Origin of the sequence: Gordoniibacillus kamchatkensis, assembly GCF_000829455.1 — a bacterium.
GTDB lineage: Bacteria > Bacillota > Bacilli > Paenibacillales > NBRC-103111 > Gordoniibacillus > Gordoniibacillus kamchatkensis.
Window position 1 is genome coordinate 20,895 of sequence record NZ_JXAK01000053.1, and the last position, 21,832, is coordinate 42,726.

Annotated in this window: 22 protein-coding genes; 21 read left to right on the forward strand and 1 reads right to left on the reverse strand. The window is 38.7% G+C overall.

Translation table 11 applies throughout. The features are described 5' to 3' along the window. The first annotated feature begins 1 nt into the window (after position 1). The 19 genes from SD70_RS24635 (at position 2) to SD70_RS24700 (ending at position 18,402) form a co-directional block, all read left to right on the forward strand. The gene (locus tag SD70_RS24635; protein ID WP_041050601.1) at positions 2-1,672 is read left to right on the forward strand and encodes a sulfotransferase family protein; all 1,671 of its coding nucleotides are present in this window, start codon (positions 2-4) and stop codon (positions 1,670-1,672) included. Further along, a complete protein-coding gene (locus SD70_RS24640; RefSeq protein WP_041050602.1) occupies positions 1,654-2,634 on the forward strand; it encodes a glycosyltransferase family 2 protein in 981 nt (326 codons plus the stop codon). Before SD70_RS24635 ends, SD70_RS24640 begins: the two co-directional genes overlap by 19 nt. Continuing rightward, positions 2,615-4,408: a glycosyltransferase gene (locus tag SD70_RS24645; protein WP_041050603.1), complete on the forward strand. Its 1,794-nt coding sequence runs from the start codon at positions 2,615-2,617 to the stop codon at positions 4,406-4,408. The genes SD70_RS24640 and SD70_RS24645 overlap by 20 nt, the downstream gene beginning before the upstream one ends. Next, positions 4,405-5,652 (forward strand): hypothetical protein, encoded by a 1,248-nt coding sequence (locus tag SD70_RS24650; protein ID WP_041050604.1) that lies wholly within the window; start codon positions 4,405-4,407, stop codon positions 5,650-5,652. Before SD70_RS24645 ends, SD70_RS24650 begins: the two co-directional genes overlap by 4 nt. A 24-nt stretch (positions 5,653-5,676) precedes the next feature. Continuing rightward, positions 5,677-6,258: a glycosyltransferase family 39 protein gene (locus tag SD70_RS35270; RefSeq protein WP_082053634.1), complete on the forward strand. Its 582-nt coding sequence runs from the start codon at positions 5,677-5,679 to the stop codon at positions 6,256-6,258. 257 nt (positions 6,259-6,515) lie between these two features. Continuing rightward, positions 6,516-6,893, forward strand: a complete 378-nt coding sequence (locus SD70_RS36325) for a hypothetical protein (protein WP_156158173.1) — start codon at positions 6,516-6,518, stop codon at positions 6,891-6,893. Then, the gene (locus tag SD70_RS24655; RefSeq protein WP_041050606.1) at positions 6,857-7,342 is read left to right on the forward strand and encodes a hypothetical protein; all 486 of its coding nucleotides are present in this window, start codon (positions 6,857-6,859) and stop codon (positions 7,340-7,342) included. Before SD70_RS36325 ends, SD70_RS24655 begins: the two co-directional genes overlap by 37 nt. Positions 7,343-7,354: 12 nt before the next feature. Beyond that, entirely contained in the window at positions 7,355-7,897 is a 543-nt protein-coding gene (locus SD70_RS24660; protein WP_331436836.1) for a glycosyltransferase family 2 protein, read from the forward strand. 180 nt (positions 7,898-8,077) lie between these two features. Next, positions 8,078-8,443: a DUF2304 domain-containing protein gene (locus SD70_RS35275; protein WP_082053635.1), complete on the forward strand. Its 366-nt coding sequence runs from the start codon at positions 8,078-8,080 to the stop codon at positions 8,441-8,443. Between the two features lie 5 nt (positions 8,444-8,448). Further along, positions 8,449-9,312, forward strand: coding sequence for a class I SAM-dependent methyltransferase (locus SD70_RS35280; protein ID WP_231571509.1), 864 nt, complete (start codon positions 8,449-8,451; stop codon positions 9,310-9,312). 395 nt (positions 9,313-9,707) lie between these two features. Next, on the forward strand, positions 9,708-10,388 hold the full coding sequence (locus SD70_RS40495; RefSeq protein WP_394298013.1) for a DUF6077 domain-containing protein: 681 nt from the start codon (positions 9,708-9,710) through the stop codon (positions 10,386-10,388). After that, positions 10,360-11,568 (forward strand): DUF6077 domain-containing protein, encoded by a 1,209-nt coding sequence (locus tag SD70_RS38575; RefSeq protein ID WP_269432528.1) that lies wholly within the window; start codon positions 10,360-10,362, stop codon positions 11,566-11,568. The genes SD70_RS40495 and SD70_RS38575 overlap by 29 nt, the downstream gene beginning before the upstream one ends. Before the next feature lie 25 nt (positions 11,569-11,593). Then, positions 11,594-12,799, forward strand: a complete 1,206-nt coding sequence (gene lhgO / locus SD70_RS24670) for an L-2-hydroxyglutarate oxidase (RefSeq protein ID WP_156158175.1) — start codon at positions 11,594-11,596, stop codon at positions 12,797-12,799. A gap of 2 nt (positions 12,800-12,801) precedes the next feature. Then, positions 12,802-13,350 carry a dTDP-4-dehydrorhamnose 3,5-epimerase gene (gene rfbC / locus SD70_RS24675; protein WP_041050612.1) on the forward strand — a complete coding sequence of 183 codons (549 nt, stop codon included), beginning with the start codon at positions 12,802-12,804 and terminating at the stop codon, positions 13,348-13,350. Positions 13,351-13,364: 14 nt separating this feature from the next. Then, positions 13,365-14,390 carry an NAD-dependent epimerase/dehydratase family protein gene (locus SD70_RS24680; RefSeq protein ID WP_041050614.1) on the forward strand — a complete coding sequence of 342 codons (1,026 nt, stop codon included), beginning with the start codon at positions 13,365-13,367 and terminating at the stop codon, positions 14,388-14,390. Positions 14,391-14,403: 13 nt separating this feature from the next. After that, complete coding sequence (gene rfbD, locus SD70_RS24685) at positions 14,404-15,279, forward strand: dTDP-4-dehydrorhamnose reductase (protein ID WP_197081164.1); 876 nt, start codon at positions 14,404-14,406, stop codon at positions 15,277-15,279. Between the two features lie 14 nt (positions 15,280-15,293). After that, positions 15,294-16,037 carry a sugar phosphate nucleotidyltransferase gene (locus SD70_RS24690; protein WP_041050616.1) on the forward strand — a complete coding sequence of 248 codons (744 nt, stop codon included), beginning with the start codon at positions 15,294-15,296 and terminating at the stop codon, positions 16,035-16,037. Positions 16,038-16,055: 18 nt separating this feature from the next. After that, positions 16,056-16,919, forward strand: coding sequence for a glycosyltransferase family 2 protein (locus SD70_RS24695; RefSeq protein ID WP_041050633.1), 864 nt, complete (start codon positions 16,056-16,058; stop codon positions 16,917-16,919). A gap of 76 nt (positions 16,920-16,995) precedes the next feature. After that, positions 16,996-18,402 (forward strand): undecaprenyl-phosphate glucose phosphotransferase, encoded by a 1,407-nt coding sequence (locus tag SD70_RS24700; RefSeq protein WP_041050618.1) that lies wholly within the window; start codon positions 16,996-16,998, stop codon positions 18,400-18,402. 44 nt (positions 18,403-18,446) lie between these two features. Here SD70_RS24700 and SD70_RS24705 read toward each other — a convergent pair whose 3' ends face one another. Further along, positions 18,447-19,529: an acyltransferase family protein gene (locus SD70_RS24705; RefSeq protein WP_041050619.1), complete on the reverse strand. Its 1,083-nt coding sequence runs from the start codon at positions 19,527-19,529 to the stop codon at positions 18,447-18,449. Positions 19,530-19,693: 164 nt separating this feature from the next. On the opposite strand from SD70_RS24705, the gene SD70_RS39440 reads away from it, so the two are divergent. Both SD70_RS39440 and SD70_RS38585 read left to right on the forward strand, forming a co-directional pair. Further along, the gene (locus tag SD70_RS39440; RefSeq protein WP_269432527.1) at positions 19,694-19,822 is read left to right on the forward strand and encodes a hypothetical protein; all 129 of its coding nucleotides are present in this window, start codon (positions 19,694-19,696) and stop codon (positions 19,820-19,822) included. Positions 19,823-21,589: 1,767 nt separating this feature from the next. Beyond that, entirely contained in the window at positions 21,590-21,676 is an 87-nt protein-coding gene (locus SD70_RS38585; RefSeq protein WP_231571511.1) for a hypothetical protein, read from the forward strand. The last annotated feature ends 156 nt before the right edge of the window (positions 21,677-21,832 follow it).

Genomic DNA, 21,832 nt, shown 5'->3' on the forward strand with positions numbered 1-21,832 from the left:
CATGGATAAAGTCATATGCATTCTTGGCATGCACCGTAGTGGGACATCGCTAATAGCAAATGCAATCCATTCAATGGGTGTTTATTTCGGTGAAGAGTCGACACTGTTGAATGCAAGAAGCGATAATCCGGAAGGGTTTTGGGAATTGGCGGAGGTTGTAACACTTCAAGAAGAATTATTGGCAGATTTAAAAACATATTGGAGCAACCCGGCGCCATTGCCTGAGAATTGGTGGCTGCATCCGCATTTAGCACCGTACAAAAGTCGTTTAAAAGAAATAATTGTTAAAAACTTCAACAACTCACCTATATGGGCTTGGAAAGATCCAAGAACGTGCTTATTATTGCCGATGTGGCAGCAAATATTGGGTGAAATGGATGTTGAAATTCAGTATTTAATTGTTTTTCGTAATCCTATTGATGTAGCGAAGTCCTTAGGGAAAAGGGATAACTTCCCTTATACGCAATCAATAGGATTATGGCTTTTATATAATTTGCATGCTCTTCACTATACAATTGGCTGTAATCGATTTTTTGTGCAATATGACGCTTTTATAACTAGCTGGGAAGAAACTATTCCTGCGCTTGTTTCTTGGTTAGGATTAAATGGGACTGAGCAAGTATTATTTCGCAATAAATTATCAGAAATTATCAAACCGTCACTTCAACGAAACAAAACGGATATAACCCAGTACATCGATAAAATCCCAAAGCATGTATTTAATCTTTATGAAATGCTTCAAAATGCTGCAAGCAACATTGAGATATCGAATAGTGTTGAATTTAAAGAAAAAATTGAGCATGAATTTAACCAATTTATGATGTTATCATCGATGTTTTGTGAAGAATCATATCTTAGAATGCAATTATATTGGTTAGATTCTGAAGGAATCTATACGGAAAAATGCTCCGATTACGTAACTATAAAAGCTGATTTTGAAGATAGGGAATACGAAATCATGCTTCCTCCTTGTATAAAAGGAACCTTAAGGTTAGACCCAACAAATAATCCTGCACGATGTGATGTGGAATTTATAAAAATCTACGAAAAATCGGACGAATGTTGGAAATTAATTGCTGAAATTAGCGAAAAAAATAATTTTAAAGGTATTATAAAAACGGCGAATATTAATATTATTGAAAATAAAAAAGATTTCTGTTTTCTCTCCATAAACGACGATCCTCAGCTGTATCTGGATCTTCTTCCTTTAGATAATTATCATAGTCAATTAAAACTAACTGTAAAAATAAGATGTGAACCTATATCCGATAGCATTACAGATTCAATTATTCGATGCTTAAATGCGCATTCGGAAAATTCTAGAGACTATTTTACACATGCTATAAATCATTTAAAACAAGAAATGGAATCCAAAATCGATGGTTTTTACCAAAATGTGTTTAAGGAAATTAACAAAACTCATGAAGAATATCATCAAATAAATTCATATTTTGTTGAAATTTCAAAGCAAATGCTTTTGGAATTAACAGAAATGCAAAAGCAAAATCAAAAGTATTTTTTGGAATTTTATGAAACGCAAGAAAAATTATTTGATGAGTCGAAACTAAAGCAATATGAAATAGAACAACAAATACAAACCATTCAGAACTTACTCGAGAATAAACAGAGTTTTTTAAAGGTGATTGTCAAAAAATGGATAAAGCGGCAGTAGATATTTTACTTTCTACTTTTAATGGCGAAAAATATCTGCCTGATTTATTGCAGTCTCTTGAAGCGCAAACATTTAGAGAATGGAAATTGATTATTAGAGACGATGGCTCAACTGATGAAACGATATCGATACTTCAAAAATTTAAAAACAATTCTGGAAGATCTGTTGAAATTATCGAATCTGATGCAAATTTGGGACCATGCAAAAGTTTTCTAACTTTATTGAAATATTCTGAAGCAAACTATGTGATGTTCTGCGACCAAGACGATGTTTGGTTGCCTCATAAAATACAATTTCTATTAAACATCGCTAAGAATGAGGAGTTAAAATACAATAATAAACCATTGTTAGTTCATAGTGATTTGATTGTAACTGATAGAAATAATTCGATTATTAGCCAATCTTTTTGGAAATATCAAAATATTAACCCAAAACGAAAAAAACTGAATGAGCTTCTTGTTCAAAATAATGTTACCGGATGCTCCTTAATAATAAACAGAAAATTAGCTGATTTAGTTTGCACTAGCGATATAGGAATTATAATGCATGATTGGTGGATAGCAATAATCGCTGCTGCTTTAGGAGAAATTATCTATACAAATAACAAAACAATAATGTATAGACAACATAGCAATAACGATACCGGTGCTCATTTGTTTTTCTCAATAAAACATATGAAAACAAAATTAATTAATCGTAGTTTAATTTCTTCTGTAATCCGTACAATAGAGCAAGCCCAAATTTTCCTCCATCTTTATTCTGGTTTTTTAAATAAACAACAAGTTGAATTGATATCGCAATATGCTAAATTGCCGAAAGTAAATATTTTTAAAAGAATTCTTTTCTTATTTTCTCGTAAATTTTATAAAGATGGTCTGATACGAAATATTGGTTTTTTGTTAGCTGTCATTTTTATAAATTCCCCAAGAAGGAGGATACAAAGTGAAGCAAAACCGAGATGAAACTTCTAATCATATAGAACTTCGAGAATTAGTATCTGAAATTCAAAATATTAGCACTAGCTTAGAAAAATTAAAAATAGATGTTGAAAATTTAAAAAATAAACCTTCAATATCAAAAAGAATATGGAACATGTTTGGATTTCAGAACCTTCCAATAGTTTCTTACTCTGATGATCTTAAATTTTCAGTTGATTCACTTAAGGTCAGCAATGGAAAAATTTATAGTTATGGATGGGTTTTTCATCGTAAGAAAATAATAAAACAAATTAGAATGTTAGTATACAAAAGAGGAACAACAGAGGTATTTTCAGTTCAATATGGAAATCAACGTATAGATGTGGCTCAAGATTTTCAATATGCACAGGCCGAATTTTCCGGATTTATTATTTCTGGTAGAATCCCGAAAGGTAAATGCAAACTATTTTTGGAACTAAAATTTAATGATGATAGTGATCAAGTAATTGATTTGAATTATGTTAGCAGTAATCTTCAAACAAAATTATCAATTTCTAAGAGAAGAATAAAAAAAGCATTTTCTTATCTCTTTCGGGGGAAAATCGCCGAGTTAATTTGGAAGAGTAAGCAAATAATAATGAGCGATCGAAAGTTCAATCAATCTCTGCATCTTAATAAATTTAAAGAAATTATTAATAGTTACAAAAAATTACCCTTCATATTAGTGATTGATCACAAAATGGGTGGAGGGGCTAACCTATATCGTCAAAGATTAATTGAAAAAAATAGTAGAGAAACACCAGTTCTTCTTTTGGTTTACGATATACCACACTTAGAATATGGACTTACTTATTATTATAAATCTGAAAATATTACTTTTAAACTCGATTCTATTGAATCGTTACAAAATTTGTTTGAATCAAATTATATTAATGTTTCGGAAATTTTTGTTAATAATCTTGTGTCTTTTGAATTTCCGATTTCGGTTATAAAATTTATTGTTAACTTGAAAGTAAATTTTAAAGCTCAATTGATTGTTCCTATACATGATTATTTTTGTATATGTCCTTCCTTTACGCTTCAGGATTATAATGGCAATTTTTGTGGAATACCAGATATTCAACAATGTCGAATATGTCTCCCTAAAAATAAAGGGGATTTCCAACAAATTGTTAATTATAGCGATATTGATTCTTGGAGAAGTACATGGCATCTTTTATTAACAAAGGCCGATAAAATTCTTTGTTTTTCTGAATCGTCTTACAAATATATCGCAAAAGCTTATCCTGATTTAATGGTCAACAATATTCAGATTGAACCTCATTCCGTTGATTATTTACCTGTTGAAAAACCTGAAATATCTAAAAAATTTCCGATGAATATTGGTATATTGGGGAATATATCAGATATTAAAGGTGCTAATGTAATCCGGAAAATTATAGAAATTATTGAGGAGCATAAATATCCTATTAAAGTGACTGTTATAGGTAATATGGATTTCGTACCAAAGGCTCAGTGTCTTACTGTAACTGGATCGTATAAACATAGTCAATTGCCAAAATTAATTGAGGATATGGGTATTAATATCGGATTTGTACCATCTATTGTACCAGAAACTTTTTGTTATGTTGTTAATGAATTGATGTACTATGACTTACCTATTGCAACATTCTCATTAGGAGCCCAGGCAGAAAGAGTTTCTACATATTCTAAAGGGGTGATTATTCCCGAAATAGATCCGAGTGTTGCGTTAGAGGAATTAATGAAGCTATACCATGAATATTATTCTAACAATATTGAAGAGGAGATTATAAAATGATTCACTTTTTTACTAGTGCCGCTTCCAATTATTTACCTAAAGTTAGATTGCTTTGTAACTCTATAAAAAAATATCACCCTGAAGTAACGGTACATTTAGCTCTTCCTGACCGAAAGCCTAATTGGCTTGATTTAAATAATGAACCCTTCGATAATATTATTACAGTAGAAGAATTAGATATTCCGAATTTAAAGCCATGGATGTTTGGACATACACTAGTCGAATTAAGTACTGCAATAAAGCCGTTTGTCGTCAGAAAACTTCTTTCTTTTGAAAATAGTGAAGCTGTGTTGTATTTTGATCCGGATATGGTCTTATTTTCGAGATTGGATGATTTGCTCGATATATTTAAAACCCATAGTATCGGATTAACTCCTCACCAAACTAAACCAGAAAAAAGCATAGAAGCAATTATGGATAACGAAATAAGCAGTCTTCGATATGGTGTCTACAATCTTGGGTTTGTTGCAGTCAAGAATGATTTGAATGGAAATGCGTTTGCAAAATGGTGGTCAGAACGATTGTATGAATTTTGTAGGGAAGGATTAAATCAGGGACTTTGGACAGACCAAAAATGGATCGATCTTGCGCCCGCCTTTTTTGAAGGTGTTAAAGTTCTCAAGTCTTCTCGCTTTAACGTTGCTGCCTGGAATATAACTACGCGAAAAATGGAAGGATCGCTTGAGAATGGCTTGATTATTGACGGGGAACCATTAGGATTCTACCATTTCAGTGGCTGGGATAGTGGTGCTCATAAGGTAATGGCTTCGAAATACCAGGGCACTAATCGAGCTTTGATGTCTCTTCTAGAGTGGTATGAAAAAGCCGAGACACAAGATCCTATTACTTCAAGTACACCGTGGGCATTTGGTTTTTTTGATAATAATGAAAAAATTACGAAACAGCATCGACTTATTTATCGTCTTAGACCGGATTTACAAAAAGCATATCAGAATCCTTATCAAGTTAGTGAGGGACAATGTTATTTTAATTGGTTTAATTGGCAAGCTCACTTAGAACATCCAGAATTGGTTGGTAATATAGAAAACCAAGGCATTTCGACTGAGAATTTAATATCATCATATAGACAAGGTGCAATAGATTGGAATTTAATTAAAAGATATCTAAAAAGAGCAATTTTCGATTATAAATACGGGTATAAATTATCAATTAAAACAATTGACATCATAAAAAAATCAGGAATTAAAGGGTTAAGTGGGAAAGTTCGAAAAATGTCAAAGTAGCATTTTTGATAAGGGGCGGTTTGTTTGAAAATAGAAATAAGAGTAATATACCTTATATTGTTATTAGCATTTTTTTCGAGAATTTTTTATATACACATGACTAATTTCCCCCCTCTTGAAGGGGATGCCTTTTTTTACGATAAAGAGGCGAAGCAAATTTTAGATAATTTTGTGATAGGTTATAATTCAACTTCACCAAATTCTTTTGTTACCCCAGGTTTTCCGATATTTCTTGCTATAATATATAAGGTTTTTGGTGTTCATTTAACTTTTGTTAGAGATATTCAAGTCATTTTGAGTGTAATAACGATTTATATCTGTTACTGCATTTCAGGACGTTATTTAAAAAGTCCTTATACAGAATTGGTAGCAGCTCTTATGACTTTCTACCCAAGTTTTATATATGCAAATGGATTAATTTTAACAGAAGTATTATTTACTTTTCTATTTTTACTTTTTGTATTTATTTTTATTAAAGCAATGGAAAATATTGAAAAAATCCTTTTTTATTTTGGCTGGAATTATATATGCTTTTTCAATTTTAGTTCGTCCTACTTTAGCACTGCTGTGTATTGTATTTTTTATTTTTTATATAATTATTGTTGAAAAAAAGAAATTATTACTAAAAAATTTAGTTTGGTTTGCCGGTTCTACTATATTATTTATGTTACCTTGGTGGATAAGAAATTTGTTGCTGTTTAAACAGATTGTATTATTTTCGACTTCCGGAAATAATCCGCTATTATGGGGTGTGCATCCTTATTTTTTATAATGTTTTTGAAACTTTTGATAAAATTTACGCTTTAAAACCAAATGAAATACAACGAAGCATTCTTTGGAAAAAAGAAGCGATCAAAATTTTCGTGGAAAACTTCCAAAACCCAACATTTATTAAATGGATTATATTTGGCAAAATTAATTATTTTTGGAGAATACCTTGGGTTGAAAACGGTTCGATAGCACATTTCTTTGAAAAAATAAGGAATCCGATGCATATTATTTTAGTTATAGTTGGATGGTCCGGAATAATTGTTTCGATTATTAAACGCAAAAAAGTACAATTAATTTCTTTAATAATTTTATACTATTTCTTCTTGCATCAAGTATTTTTAGCAATTCCTCGATATGCATTTCCAATAATGCCTTTTATTATTTTAATGAGTTCATTTACAATTAAGGAGGTTGTAGAAGGGGGGAAGGCAATTTGGTCAAAATATTATATAAAAGCTACTCAATCCTGATAATTTTGTTATTTATAATAGTAATGTATAGTATTTTGTTTTTTAACATAAACAATGAAGATATTAAATGGCAATTAAAAGATGCAACTATTGTAGCAGAAAGTCAATTCGATACCTTTCAAGAATGGAAAAAAAGTAATATAAAAAATGAAAATGAAGAGCTTATTTCAACGAATAACGATCCTTTTATAATAAGTCCAAGTATTAAAAATTATAAGACAAAAAAAGCACTTATAGAGTTAGATGTTAAAACCGATAGTTCAACTGTACAAATTTTTTACAAAAAAGCAAACGAGCCGCAATTTACTGAAGAAAAAAGTAAAGTTTTAAAAACTAATTCGCTAAAAGCTATTATCGATGGAGATTTCGATCAAATTCGAATTGATCCAACTGAAAAAAAGGGTAGTCATTTCAAGATAATACACGTCGATATTAAATGGTTTAATTAGGGAGGTATTATCTTGAAAGTCTTGGTTATAGTTCCAGCTTTTAATGAAAGAGATAATTTACCTAGTTTATTTAAAAAATTTGATGAATTAAAAAAATATATAGATTTCGACGTTATTGTTATAAACGATAAGTCTACTGATGAAACTTCAGCTATTTGTAGAAAAAAAAATATTGATATCATCGATTTGCCGTGTAATTTGGGTATTGGAGGAGCAGTACAAACTGGATACAAATATGCTAATCTTTATTCTTATGATATTGCTATCCAAATTGATGGTGATGGTCAGCATAATCCAGAATATATAAATAAGATGATTGACATTATTTCATTAAATAAAGCTGACATAGTAATTGGATCTAGATTTATCGAAAAAGAAGGATTTCAATCAACCAAATTGAGAAGAGTTGGAATTAAGTATTTTAGTAAACTGATTAATATCATTGTTGGACTTCATATTACTGACCTACATCGGGTTTTAGGGCTTGCAATCAAAAAATTATCAAATTATTTGCAGAAAGATACCCCCAAGATTTTCCAGAGCCCGAATCAGTGATTTATTTGAAAAGATATAATTTTAAAATCGTCGAGATTCCAGTAATCATGAACGAGAGATTAGAAGGGAAATCATCAATCAATTTTGCAAAATCTATTTACTATATGATTAAAGTAACTTTGGCAATCATAATAGACTATTTTCGCAAACAGCAATTAAACTCGTGAAAGGACCAATTTAGTGATACCATTTAAACTTCAATTGATTCTGATTTTAGTATCATTTTTAGGAATATTTTTCATAGTGAATATGGTTAAGAAATATAAAATTGAATTGAAATATTCTTTATTATGGATTTTTTGTGGATTATTAATTACAGTTCTGGCAATTTTCCCATCAATATTAATTTTTATTGCGAAAGTAGTAGGAATTGAGACTCCTAGTAATGCATTATTTCTATTTGGAATGCTATCGTTATTTATATTAGTTTTTAATTTAACTATGGCAGCTTCAAGTTTTACAGATAAAATAAGAGAACTAACTCAGGACTTAGGCATTTTAAAAAAGAGAATCGAAGAATTAGAAAATAACAGGAAGAGTGATTGAAACAAATGTTAGCGACAATGAATTGTATATGCGGTGCTGAAGCAGCCTTAAAATATTCATTAAAAAACGATGTGTATTATTGCAAAAATTGCGAACTTTTCTTTGCACCAGATACTAAATTTAATTTATCTTTTAAATCAACTCTTGATGAGAGGTTGAGGATCGAAGCTTTAAAATCACTCCGTGAATTAAATTTTCATAAAATACTAGACGAATTAAGAATAATAATACCCTCTGATTCAATTGGACTTGAGGTGGGAAGTTCATATGGTTGGTTTCTTAAATTGGCAACTGCGCGGGGAATTAATTGTATCGGCGTGGAACCTGAACGAAAAATTTGGGAAATTTCGAAAGAAGAAGGGTTTGAAGTAATTAACGGCTTTTTTCCTGATGATCTACCAGCAGAATATCATTCTTTTGACTTCATTATTTTTAACGACGTACTTGAACATATACCAAACGTAAATTATATCTTAACAAAATGTTACGAGTTATTAAAACCAAATGGTATTTTGGTAATTAATATACCACAAAGTACAGGCTTTTTTTACAGAACAGCTCATTTTTTATATAAAATTGGTGTGAAAACTTATATGAATCGATTGTGGCAATTTGACTTTCACAGCCCACATTTGTATTACTTTAACTCAAAAAATCTAACATCTCTTTTAACATGCAATCACTTCGACGTGTTCAAGTATCACAAATTAGATACACTTGATATAGATTCAATAGACCAAAGAATAAAATATGATAGTTTAAATAAAGGAAAAAGCTCCTTTATAACTGGTGTCATTAAGTTGTTGCTTCCATTTGTTAATCATTTGAATGAAGATATTGGTTGTTATTACGCTAGAAAGAATAATTAAAAAAGTGGAATATGAAGTATTTAACTATTATCATAACAATATTAGCAACGATATTAAGCCAATTGTTATTGAAAAAAGGAATGTCAAGTCAGAGTGCGCTCCCTTCTACCTTTTCAAGTCAACTAATTTTTTTAATTAGAATGGTTTTTACAAATATATATATACTTTCCGGTATTATTATGTCGGTAATAACAACTTTAAGCTGGATGGCTACATTGGCAAAGGTACCATTAAGTTTTGCCTACCCCTTTATAAGCCTTGCATTACCGCTAGTGCTGATATTTTCTTCTCTTTTATTCGGAGATCATGTTTCACTCGCTAGATGGTGTGGAGTATTTTTGATCATTATTGGATTGATTGTTGTTGTGAATAGTTGATGGAAGGACACCAAGTAAATGATACTCATTTTGAAATCCGTATTATTTATTTTCGTTTTTTTTATGTTAATGTACTTATTAGGTAGATTGGTAGCCATACTATTTTCAGCACATAAAAATAGTGGCAGCAGCCTATTATTGGGATTTATTGTATTAATTTTTTCATCTCATATAGTTGCAATTCCATTGGTATTCACACATAATTCCTTTAAAATTTATGTAATTTCCATTCTAGCATTCTTGTTATTTATATCGATTTTTTCCATCATAAAACTAAAATCTCAGAATCAGCTCGCTTTAAATATAGGTATTATAAAATATCGAAAATATTATTTGCTCTGTTTCACTTGCATAATTTTTCAAGTCTTGTGGTCCTCAATTACTTATAAACTAGATTATGACGATTCGTTTTATTTAAGCTTGATTAATCAAAATATTAACTCTAATTCCCTTTACTTATCGGATCCATCAACTGGAAATCCCCATTTCAGTCTTCAGCCTTATTATAGTGTTCAAACATGGGAATTGTTTCTTTCGTTATTATCCTATTTATTCAGAATTCCTCCAGCAATTATGGCTCACTTATTGATACCAATAATAGTAATACCACTTTCTTATTTATCCTATTACTGTCTCTTTAAGAGACTGATGCCGAATAAGTTTGTACCAGTTGCTCTTATTTTTTTTATCGATTTATAACATTTTTGGGGCATACTCTCATTTTTCATCTGGAAATTTCCTGTTGACTAGAAGTTGGCAAGGAAAGTCCGTGCTATTAAATATTGTTATTCCATTGTTAGAATGTTACTTGGTAAAATATATCAATACGCGCAAGAAAAAATTTTTAGTTATTGTGGCAGTTATAAATATAGCTGGAATTAGTCTAAGCCCGACAGCAATCTATATTTGTACTTTTTTAATTATCTCTTTTATCGTTATATCTTATATTAAACATAGAGAAAAAAAAGATATATGTGCATTGTTTTTTTCTTTAATTCCTGTTTTTGTTTTTGCATTACTTATTTATCGTGCGTCCTTGCTATATACTGCGGGATGGATTGTAGAAGAAAAAAATCCATTCAATTTTTATACGGACCTTAAATTGTTTGTAGGTAGTGGAGTATTATTCTATCTTTTTTTATTCTCGCTACCAATGTTCTTGCTAATTTCGAAATTCAAAACAGCAAAATATTTTATTTCATACTATTCCTTCATCCTCTTTCTTTTATTTATAAACCCAATAACCGCAAAATATATTGCAAAGTATTTTTCCTCTGGTCAAACGTATTGGAGAATTTTTTGGTTACTGCCTATTGGGGCAGCTTTAAGTTACCTTGGCATACTTGGATTAGTTTTTACTATGAAAAAGCTTCAAATTCCGTTCAATAAACAAATTATTTTTATAGTGCTTTATTCAATAATTATTGGGATCAGCGGGAAATATGTTTATTCGAATAATAATAATGTACTGTTGATAAATACACCGTATAAAATACCAAAAGATATCGTAGAGGTTGGATCTCAAATTAAGACAACAAAAGTAATTAGGATAGCATCTGGTGAAGAAGGGGCAATGTATTTAAGAAGTATCAATAATCAGATCGAATTAGTATATACTAGATACTCTTATATGGCAGGGTTTTTAGACCCGAATTCTCAAGAGTTTAAAGAAAGAGTTTTATTATATGAAATAGTTGATGGGGAAGTAGATAACTATAACGATCTTGGATATTTATTAAAAAAATATGATGTTAACTACTTACTAGTAAAGAAAGAAAACAAAAAGTTATTGAATTATTTATCAGCTATAAAGAATAATAGTATAGAAATAGAAACAGAAAAATATTTCTTAATAAAAAATAATCTGATTAATTTATAATATTTGAAACGAGGTAATGATTCTTATGAAGCATTACAGTTATCTGATAGTTGGTGGGGGTATAATAGGTTTAACTATTGCTAGAGAATTAAAAAGAAAAGTGTCCGATAAAACAATTGTTATCCTTGAGAAAGAAGCAGACATTGCGCAACATTCAAGTGGCCGAAACAGTGGTGTTTTGCACGCTGGATTTTATTATAGCGCTGATAGCCTTAAGGCAAAATTTACACGCGATGGCAATAGAGCAATGCGGGAGTACTGCGAAACCAATGGTCTGCGTATCAATTATTGTGGCAAGGTTATTGTTGCCAATGATGAGTACGAACTAAAAGGGCTCGAAGAATTGAAGCGGCGTGGTGACCGTAACGGAGTAGAACTTTATTGGAAAACTGAAGAGGAACTGATGGAGATAGACCCCAATGTTAAAACGCATAAGATGGCGCTATATTCTCCAAATACCGCTTCAGTTGATCCTATTGAAGTATGCAATGCTTTTAAGCAAGAAGTTACGGCTAAAGGTGTCGAGATACGATATAATACTCAATTTAAAAACCATGATGGTAACACCATTCATACAAACAACGGTTCCATAACGTGTGATTATCTTATAAACGCTGCCGGCCTCTACGCGGATCATATCGCACATCAATACGGTTTCGGTCGGAAATATACCATTATTCCATTCAAAGGTATTTACCTTAAATATGCAGAAAACAAAACTGATATAGCTACTAACATTTACCCCGTTCCGAACTTGAAAAATCCGTTTCTGGGTGTCCACTTCACGAAGACGGTTGATAATAGCATCAAAATCGGGCCGACAGCAATTCCGGCTTTTTGGCGCGAAAATTATAAAGGTTTCGAGCGTTTTCGACTCGGCGAGTTTCTCCAAATACTTTATTACGAAGCGAAACTATTTCTTAAAAACTCATTCAATTTCCGCAGCCTGGCCTTCGAGGAAATGAAAAAGTATAGCAAGTCCGTCTTTATTGGGTTATCATTGAAAATGGTAAAAAAACTCGATAAGGATGGATTTGGTCACTTTTTGCGGCCTGGCATTCGAGCTCAACTTCTCAACAAGGAGACGTTGGAGCTCGTACAGGACTTCGTCCTCGAAGGCGACGAGCGGTCGATGCACGTGTTAAACGCAGTTTCCCCCGCGTTTACATGTTCTATTCCCTTCGCGAAATATGTCGTTGACCAAATCGAACAAAAACGAGGAGGACTGTAACATTGAAGCTGGTTGAAACAAAGCTCAAAGACGTCTACATTATTGAACCACAAGCGTTTGGGGATCATCGCGGGTTCTTCATGGAGAGCTACAATAAAAAGAAATTCGAACAAATCGGCTTGAATTTTGATTTAATTCAAGATAACCATTCGCTATCAGTGGAAGCAGGCACAATTCGCGGACTTCATTATCAGCTTAACCCTAAAGCGCAAACGAAAATTGTGCGGGCGCTGACCGGTGCCATATATGATGTTGTAGTCGACATCCGCAAGAGCTCGCCTACCTTCGGCCAATGGATCGGTGTTATCCTGAGCGATGATAACAAGCGCCAGATCGTGGTGCCCAAGGGCTTCGCACACGGAATTTGTACTCTCGTGCCGAATACGCAAATTTTGTATAAAGTTGACGAATATTACTCGCCTGAGAACGATCGTGGCATTTTGTGGAACGACCCGGATCTCGGAATCGACTGGCCGACGACGAGTCCGATTTTGTCGGACAAGGACATGAAACAACCGAGATTCAAAGAGGCAGAAATCAACTTCGAATAGAGGGGATACCATCTATGACAACTGTACTTGTAACTGGCGCCGGCGGCTATATCGGCAGCGTACTTGTTCCGAAGCTTCTCAACCAAGGGTATAAGGTAAAGGCGCTGGATCGTTTCTACTTCGGAGAGGACAAGCTACCTCATCATGAAAATCTGAAGCTGATTAAGGACGACTCCCGCCGTATCCGGGAAGAGTATTTTGCTGATGTTGACGCGGTTATTGATCTTGTGGCCATTTCCAATGACCCGAGCGGGGAATTGTTCCAAGACGCGACGTACCAGATCAATCATATTTCCCGGGTAGCGACGGCTCATATGGCCAAAAAGCTTGGTGTGAAACGCTACATTCTACCCTCCTCATGCAGTATTTACGGTTTCGTCGACAAAAATATTACGGTGAACGAAACATCGCCAACAAACCCGTTGACTACGTACGCGAAAGCCAACGAGAAAGCTGAACAGGGCATTCTCCCGCTTGCAGACGATAATTTTACCGTTGTAGTGATGCGCCAAGCGACGATCTACGGCTATTCGCCAAGAATGCGTTTTGACCTGGCGATCAACGGTATGACTCTCGGAGCTTGGAAGAATGGCGTCATTCCGCTGATGCGAGATGGTACGCAGTGGCGTCCGATGCTCCACGTACAGGATACGACGGACGTCATGATTTTGTTACTTACGGCGGATCACGACAAAATCAACGGTCAAATTTTCAACGTCGGTTCAGATAAAAACAACTACCAACTTGGGCCTTTGGCTGAAGAAATCGCAGCCGCACTACCGATCGACGTCAAAATCGATTGGTACGGCGATCCAGATCACCGCTCGTATCGCGTCAGCTTTGACAAAATAGAGAATACCCTCGGCTGGAAAGCAAAATGGACCGCGGCCGAAGGTGCGAAAGAAATTTATGATGCGCTGATCACCGGCAAGCTGGATCAAATGGAGCAATCCATCACATTAAAATGGTACAACGAACTGATCAAGTGGCATCAGATTATCAAAAACGTGGAGATGTACGGCGGCATTATAGAAATTTAAAAGGATGATAACGTTGCTGAAAATTTTGTTGCTTGGTGCAAACGGACAGTTGGGGACGGATCTGCAAGAAGTGCTGAAGGACGCATCCCGTTACCAAGTGCAAACGGTGCGGCGCAGCGATTTGGATATGGAGCAGCCTACGTCGGTTGCTCCTTATCTTGATCAACAAGATTTCGATGTTCTGATCAACTGCACGTCATATCATAAGACAGACGAATGTGAAGATCATCCGCTGAAGACTTACACGATTAACAGTATCGCTGTGGCGGAGCTGGCGAAATGGTGCAATAAGCAAGGCAAGCTGCTGGTTCATATCAGTACGGACTATGTTTTCTCGGGGGAAAACGACCGTCCTTACATCGAGCAAGACACCACGGGAGCCGTGAACGTCTACGGCATATCCAAGGTAGCAGGCGAGCAAGCTATCGCGGCGTATCATGACCGGTATTTTATTTTCCGTGTCTCTTCATTATTTGGGCAAGCGGGGGCAAGCGGAAAAGGCGGAAATTTCGTTGAAACGATGATTCGGCTGGCGCGAGAGGGTAAACCTTTGAAGGTTGTATCGGACCAATACATGTCTCCTACGCATACACTCGATATTGCCAGAGCGATCAAAACTTTCCTCGATAATGACGTCCAAGCGTACGGCGTCTATCACTGTTCCGGGGAAGGATCCTGCAGCTGGTATGACTTCGCATCGGAAATTTTCCGGCAGTTGGGGATTAAAGCGGATTTGGCTCCAGTTCTCTCTTCCGATTATGTGACAAAGGCGAAACGGCCTGCTTATAGTGTACTGTCCAACAATAAGATTAATTCGATTCATCAAATGCCGGCTTGGACTTCAGGCCTCACCGAGTATTTAACCCGCAAACAATATCTCTACACCTGAAGGGGGACAAGAACGTGAAGGGAATTATTCTCGCTGGGGGTACCGGTTCCAGGCTGTATCCGCTCACCAAAGTCACGAATAAGCATCTACTTCCTGTCGGCAAGTATCCCATGATCTTTCATGCGATTCACAAGCTGTTACAGGCGGACATACAAGATATCCTGATCGTCACAGGCAAGGAGCATATGGGGGACGTAGTGAACTTGCTCGGCAGCGGGTATGAGTTTGGGGCCACGTTTACGTACAAAGTGCAGGATCAGGCCGGCGGCATCGCTCAGGCGCTCGGGCTGGCGGAGCATTTTGTAGGAGAAGATTATTGTATCGTCATTCTTGGGGATAACGTGTTCGAGGATGAGATAGGGGATTATGTCCGAAACTTCAAGGAACAGCGCAAAGGGGCCAAAATCTTAATTAAGGATGTTCACGACCCGGAGCGTTACGGTGTTCCAGAGCTAGTCGGGGATCGAATCGTATCGATTGAGGAGAAACCGAAACAGCCAAAGAGCGGTTATGCGGTGACAGGAATCTACATGTTCGATTCGACTGTCTTCGATATCGTGAAAACGTTGAAACCGTCGGCCCGAGGTGAACTTGAAATTACTGACGTCAACAATGAATATATAGATCGTGGGGAACTAAGCTTCGACAAGCTACAGGGCTGGTGGACTGATGCAGGTACACATGCCTCATTCCTACGCGCTAACGAGCTGGCCAAAGATTTATATTTCGGCGAAAAGTTCGGAAAACTGAAGCTGTAAAGTATGGTGATTGAGAAAGTGGATCTCAGCATCCTGATTGTCAACTACAACACACGGGAATTAACGCTGCAGGCGCTGCGATCGGTGTATGCCTCTAAGACTGCCTATACGTACGAAGTAATTCTGATCGATAATGCTTCTAGGGACGACTCGGTGGCCGCAATTGCCGCCGAGTTTCCGCAAGTTCGCCTGATTGCGAATAGCGAGAATGTCGGTTTCGCCAAAGCAAACAATCAAGGAATGCGCATGGCGCAGGGACGCTACATGTTGCTGCTGAACTCCGATACGGAAATACAACCGGATACACTTAAGATTATGGTGACTTTCATGGAAACTCACCCAGAAGTAGGAGCAAGCGGATGTAAGGTCGTATTGCCGGATGGCTCGCTCGATAAGGCATGCAAACGGGGATTCCCGACACCTTCCGCGTCTTTCTTCTATGCATTTGGCTTCTCTAAGCTGTTCCCGAAGATTCCTGCGTTTAATCAGTACCAACTCGGCTATTTGAATCCGGACGATGAATATCCGGTCGATTGCCTGGTTGGGGCGTTCATGCTGGTTAGAGCTGAGACTATCCGCCAGGTGGGCATGCTGGATGAGCAATTTTTTATGTATGGAGACGATGTGGATTGGTGCTATCGTATCAAGCAGGCTGGGTGGGTCAATTATTATTATCCGCGTACTTCTATTCTGCACCATAAGCGAGCAAGTTGGCGGAAAAAACCGACAAGGATGATATACGAGTTTCATCGAGCGATGTATCTATTTCATCGAAAACACTATTGGAAGAAGTACTCTTTTCTTGTGAACGGCGCCGTTGTGGCGGGAATTGGCGTGAAATTTTTGTTGGAATGGCTGAGAGCCAGACTATTGCAGTCCTAGATTTCATGTTATTTTAATAAATGATTGTTATGATCTAATTTAAGGGGTCATAGCTTCGTTCAAGTGGGGGATAAGAATGATACGGCAAAGCCAAAGTTTCTTGTCTCAGCTATATGCGTTTCTCGATTTTATCTGTATTGAAATTGCCTTCCTGTTTTCTTGGTGGTTAAAGTTTCAGAGCGGCTGGATTGCTTTTGAGAGTACGCTTCCATTCAAGCATTATTTATTATGGAGCGTTATGTATGGCGTTATTTGCATCTTTTTCGGCTATTCCATCAATTTTTATCAAGCCAAACGAAAAAAAGGCTTCAGTTACGAAATCGCCCGTCTAGTTCAGATTCACGTCATTTCGCTGCTGCTGTTGCTAAGTGTATTGTTTGTTTTTAAGGAGGTTCACGTCTCTCGGTCTTATTTGATTTTATTTCTGGTCAATGGTTTGCTGCTCACTAGCTTTTACAGGTATGTGCTGAAGACAACATTGCGGCGGCTGAGGGAAAAAGGATATAACAAACAGTTCGTTCTCATCCTCGGGGCGGGATCGCTAGGGCAGAGATTTGCCCGGAATTTGCAGCTACATCCGGATCTGGGATTCGAAATTGTGGGATTTCTGGATGACGCCGACATTGATGACGTAGACTTGCAGTGGAACAGGAAAAAGGTCTTGGGCAAGATTGACGAGTTGGAAGACATTATCGAGCGTCTCATTATCGATGAGGTTATTATTGCACTACCGTTGGAGGCTCATAATAAATACGGCAAGATTGTCAATGTTTGCGAAAAGGCCGGTGTCAAAACGCTGATCATACCGGATTTCTTCGATTATTTACCATCGCGGCCGTACTTCGATAATTTTGCCGGCATGCCGCTTATTAATGTGAGAGACATCCCCCTCGATGAATTCCGAAATCGATTTTTTAAGCGGCTATTTGACATAACGTTCTCGCTCGCCGCGATAGTAGTCACATTGCCTGTTATGGCTCTTGTAGCCGCTGCGATCAAATTGACGTCGCCGGGTCCGATAATTTTCAAACAAGAGCGTGTCGGGTTAAACCGACGGAAATTCATGATGTATAAATTCCGCACCATGAAAGTGATGCCGGAGGGAATGTCCGATACCCAATGGACGGTGGAAAATGACCCGCGGCGAACGAAGCTCGGGGCATTCCTGCGGCGTACGAGCTTGGACGAACTGCCACAATTCTTTAACGTGCTGTTCGGGCATATGAGCGTCGTGGGGCCGCGGCCGGAGCGTCCGTTCTTCGTTGAGCAGTTCAAAGAGGAAGTTCCGAAATACATGGTTAAGCACCATATCCGGCCGGGGATTACAGGGTGGGCGCAGAGCAACGGGCTGCGCGGCGATACGTCCATTGAGGAGCGGATTCGACACGACCTGTATTATATCGAAAATTGGAGTTTTTTGCTGGATATCAAGATTATTTGGAAGACGATTGTGAACGGGTTTGTAAATAAGAATGCTTACTAAAAATGAGGCAGTCGGGCGGTTCGCGCTCGCTGCCTCATTTTTAATTATATGTTTTGTGTCTTCCTTACAACATGAGGATTCGGCAGCAGAAGCTTCCGCAAACCGGATACAAGCGGGCGTTCCACAGTGCGGTAGATGAGGACGCATATCAGCAATGTAAGAATGATAATCGTTAAATCAATACTCAAGAAACTCATATGTTTCTGAATAGCCAAGACTTTGCTCAGCTTCAAAAGAACGGAGATGGATAACAAATGCGTAAGCAGTATGGTATACGAGGCATCGCCGAGTCGGCATAACCCGGCCAGCCAGCGAGGGACCATACTAGAAACATGAACCGAGAGCAACCCGATCAATACCATTGACGAGGGGACTGCATAGAGCAAAAAGTCGTGATAGGGCATCCAATTGTATTTGGTGGACAGCCAAATGGCGGGAAAACCGAGCATGCCGACGCCCAGCCACCAAGCACCGTTATTCATGCGATGGGACATGGCCCAATGGGCAATTACGCAGCCTACAGCCAGTTCCAGATTCGTCTCGCCGAACAGGAAGTTCAAGTAGAAGTGCCGGGAAATATCCGGACCAATAACTGGAACATGCAGCACGTTGCATAGGGTCAGCGCGCCCCAAATGGAAAGCAGCAAGTAAGCAGGCTTGCGATCCATGCGCATCAGGAGCGCGAATATGCCATAAAACAAGACAAAGTAGCTGAGCGACCAGGCAACGCCCAAAATCGGACCATGGCTTTGCGGTATGAGCAGCAAGGACTTGATGATCGCATCCTTTTGCGTTTCGAAGCCGAGTCCGAAGCTGGGCACCAGGAAATAGACGGGAAGCACGAGCAAAGTGACTAGCCAATATAGCGGATAAATGCGAATAAAACGATTGGTCAAGTATTTGCCGACCTTTTGCCTCGTTCCGATGCGCTTCCCGTAGATCGAGTAGATCAGGAAGCCGGTAAGAACGAAAAAGTAATCGACGCCGCCGGAACGGGCGAGCCCGTTCAAGCCGAACAAATTATAGTGAAAGTATTTGTAGGACATGGAAGCCATATGAAACAAAAGCACGAAGCAAGCTGCTACTCCGCGGGACGCTTGGAGGAGCAGTTTTTGTTTATCGGACACGGAACGATCTCCTTTGCATGCGAGTGATACAACTTTCTCCTACTATTGCATATAAATATGAAAAAACTATGACGTGTCGGTTGAAATATTTCTGACAACAGCTGAATAAGTTGTTTATCCTTCACCCATAATGTGGATATGAGGCAATGAAGGAGGTAGTGCCGGTGCAGGATAACGAAGATGCTTATCATGACGATCATTTGGCTATTGGCCGCGGAGTCGTGTTCGGTGTCGTGTTCGGCACTGTGTTGTGGGGGATTATCATTGCGGCAATTGTATATATGCTGAAGTAGAAAATGAGGCAGCCGGGCGTTCGCGTTCGCTGCCTCATTTTTTTGCGTCCGTAATCTTTCGCCCAAGCCCAACCTTGTCTGCATAATCGGCCAAGTCCCCTCATATGGTGGTATCAGTTGATACTAATTTGGGTGAGGGGATGAGGGAATGCGCCGGATCAGCTTAGTGCTCGCCGCTATGTTGGTGGTGACGATGCTGCTCGCTGCATGCGGCGGCAAGAAGGATGCCGCTGCGGTGGTCAAGGATTTGGATCAAGTGGTTGGGAAGATGAACAGCTATCAAGGGACAGGCCGTATGACGCTTCATACGGGGCAGCAGCCGCAGGAATATCAGGTGGAGGTCTGGTACCAGCAGCCGAGCTTTTACCGGATCAAGCTGACGAACGAGAAGCAGGACATCACGCAAATCGTGCTGCGTAATAACGACGGGGTGTTCGTGCTGACGCCTCATTTGAATAAAAGCTTCCGCTTCCAAAGCAACTGGCCGGAAAATCAAGGGCAAGTATATTTGTACCAATCGCTGGCGCAAAGCATCATCGCGGATAACGATCGGCAGTTTACAACGGACAAGGGCGCGTATGTGTTCGACGTGGCGGCGAACTATCAGAACAGCGCGCTTGCACGGCAAAAAATCTGGCTTGACCAGAAGAGTCTCGCACCGAAGCATGTGCAGGTGTCGGATGCCCAATCAAACGTTATGGTGGAGGTAGACTTCACGAAGTTCGAGTTCGGAGCCAAGTTCGACAAAGACTCATTCGATATGCAGCGAAACATGACAAGCATGACTCTGCCGAAAACGCAGCCAGCGGCGCAGCAGGATGGCCAAGGAGCGGCGAAGGCCGGCGACAACGGCAAAACGGCGGCCGCGGGCGATGCCGGCAAGGGCGGGGCACAAGGGGCCGCGACAGGGACTCAAGGGAACGCGGCGAACGGCACTGCTCAGAGCGCTGGTAAAGGTACTACGGGACAAGGCAGCACAGCGCAAGGCAATGCGGGTAACGCGGGTCAAGGAGCAGCAGCACAAGGCAACTCAGGCAACGCAGGGCAAGGAACCATGGCGCAAGGGGCAACAGCACAAGGCAACGCAGGCAATGCGGGACAAGGTGCGGGAGCGCAAGGCACCGCGGCAAAAGGCGCAGCAAATCAAGGCAAGGCCACTCAAGATGCAGCGGGACAGAATGCAACCAAGGGGACAACCGCGCAGGGCACAACAACGCAAGGCGCAGCCGCACAAGGCAACGCAGGCGCCGCGTCGCAAGGAACGTCTAAAGGCACGAACAGCCAGGCAGCCTCTGCCCAAGGCGCAAACGGTACAACAGGAACTACTGGCAAAACCAGCACCAACGGTTCAACTGCAACTACCGGCACAAATGGCGCAACCGGTAATACCAACAAAGCCGACGCTACCAACACAAACGGTGCCAAAGCCACAACCGGGACCAGCTCGGCAACGCCGAACTCCGCCAGCAACGGCACGTCTTCCAGTGGCGCAGGCAAACAAACGGCTTCCGCCGCTCTCGACTTTGGCATCATCACGCCGGGATATACGCCGAAGGGCGTTAAGCAGCAAGATGAAGCGCAGATCACGCTCGGCGACGAGAAAGCGATTCTGCTTCGCTACAGCGGCACGTACGATTACAACATTATCGAGCTGAAGCCTGAGGCGCGCGAAACTTACCTTGTTCCCGGCGACATCGTCGATCTGGCTATACGATCGCCGTACTTGCGGGTGACGAAAAGAAAACGCTCATTTGGACGAACGACGGCATCGAATACCGTCTGTCCACCGCCAACTTGCCGTTGGATGAAATGATTCATGTCGCGCAGTCGGTCCAAGGGCAGCTCGGCAAGTAAAGGAAGCATCAAAAAAGCAGGAGTCGCTTCATATACAACTAAGCGACTCCGCAATAAACGATAACTTCAATAGCACACCGAAATACTTTAAGCAACGCAGTACCTTGGCTGCACCTCATAATAACAAAGCAAAGCCTCGAAGTCAGAAAAAATCTG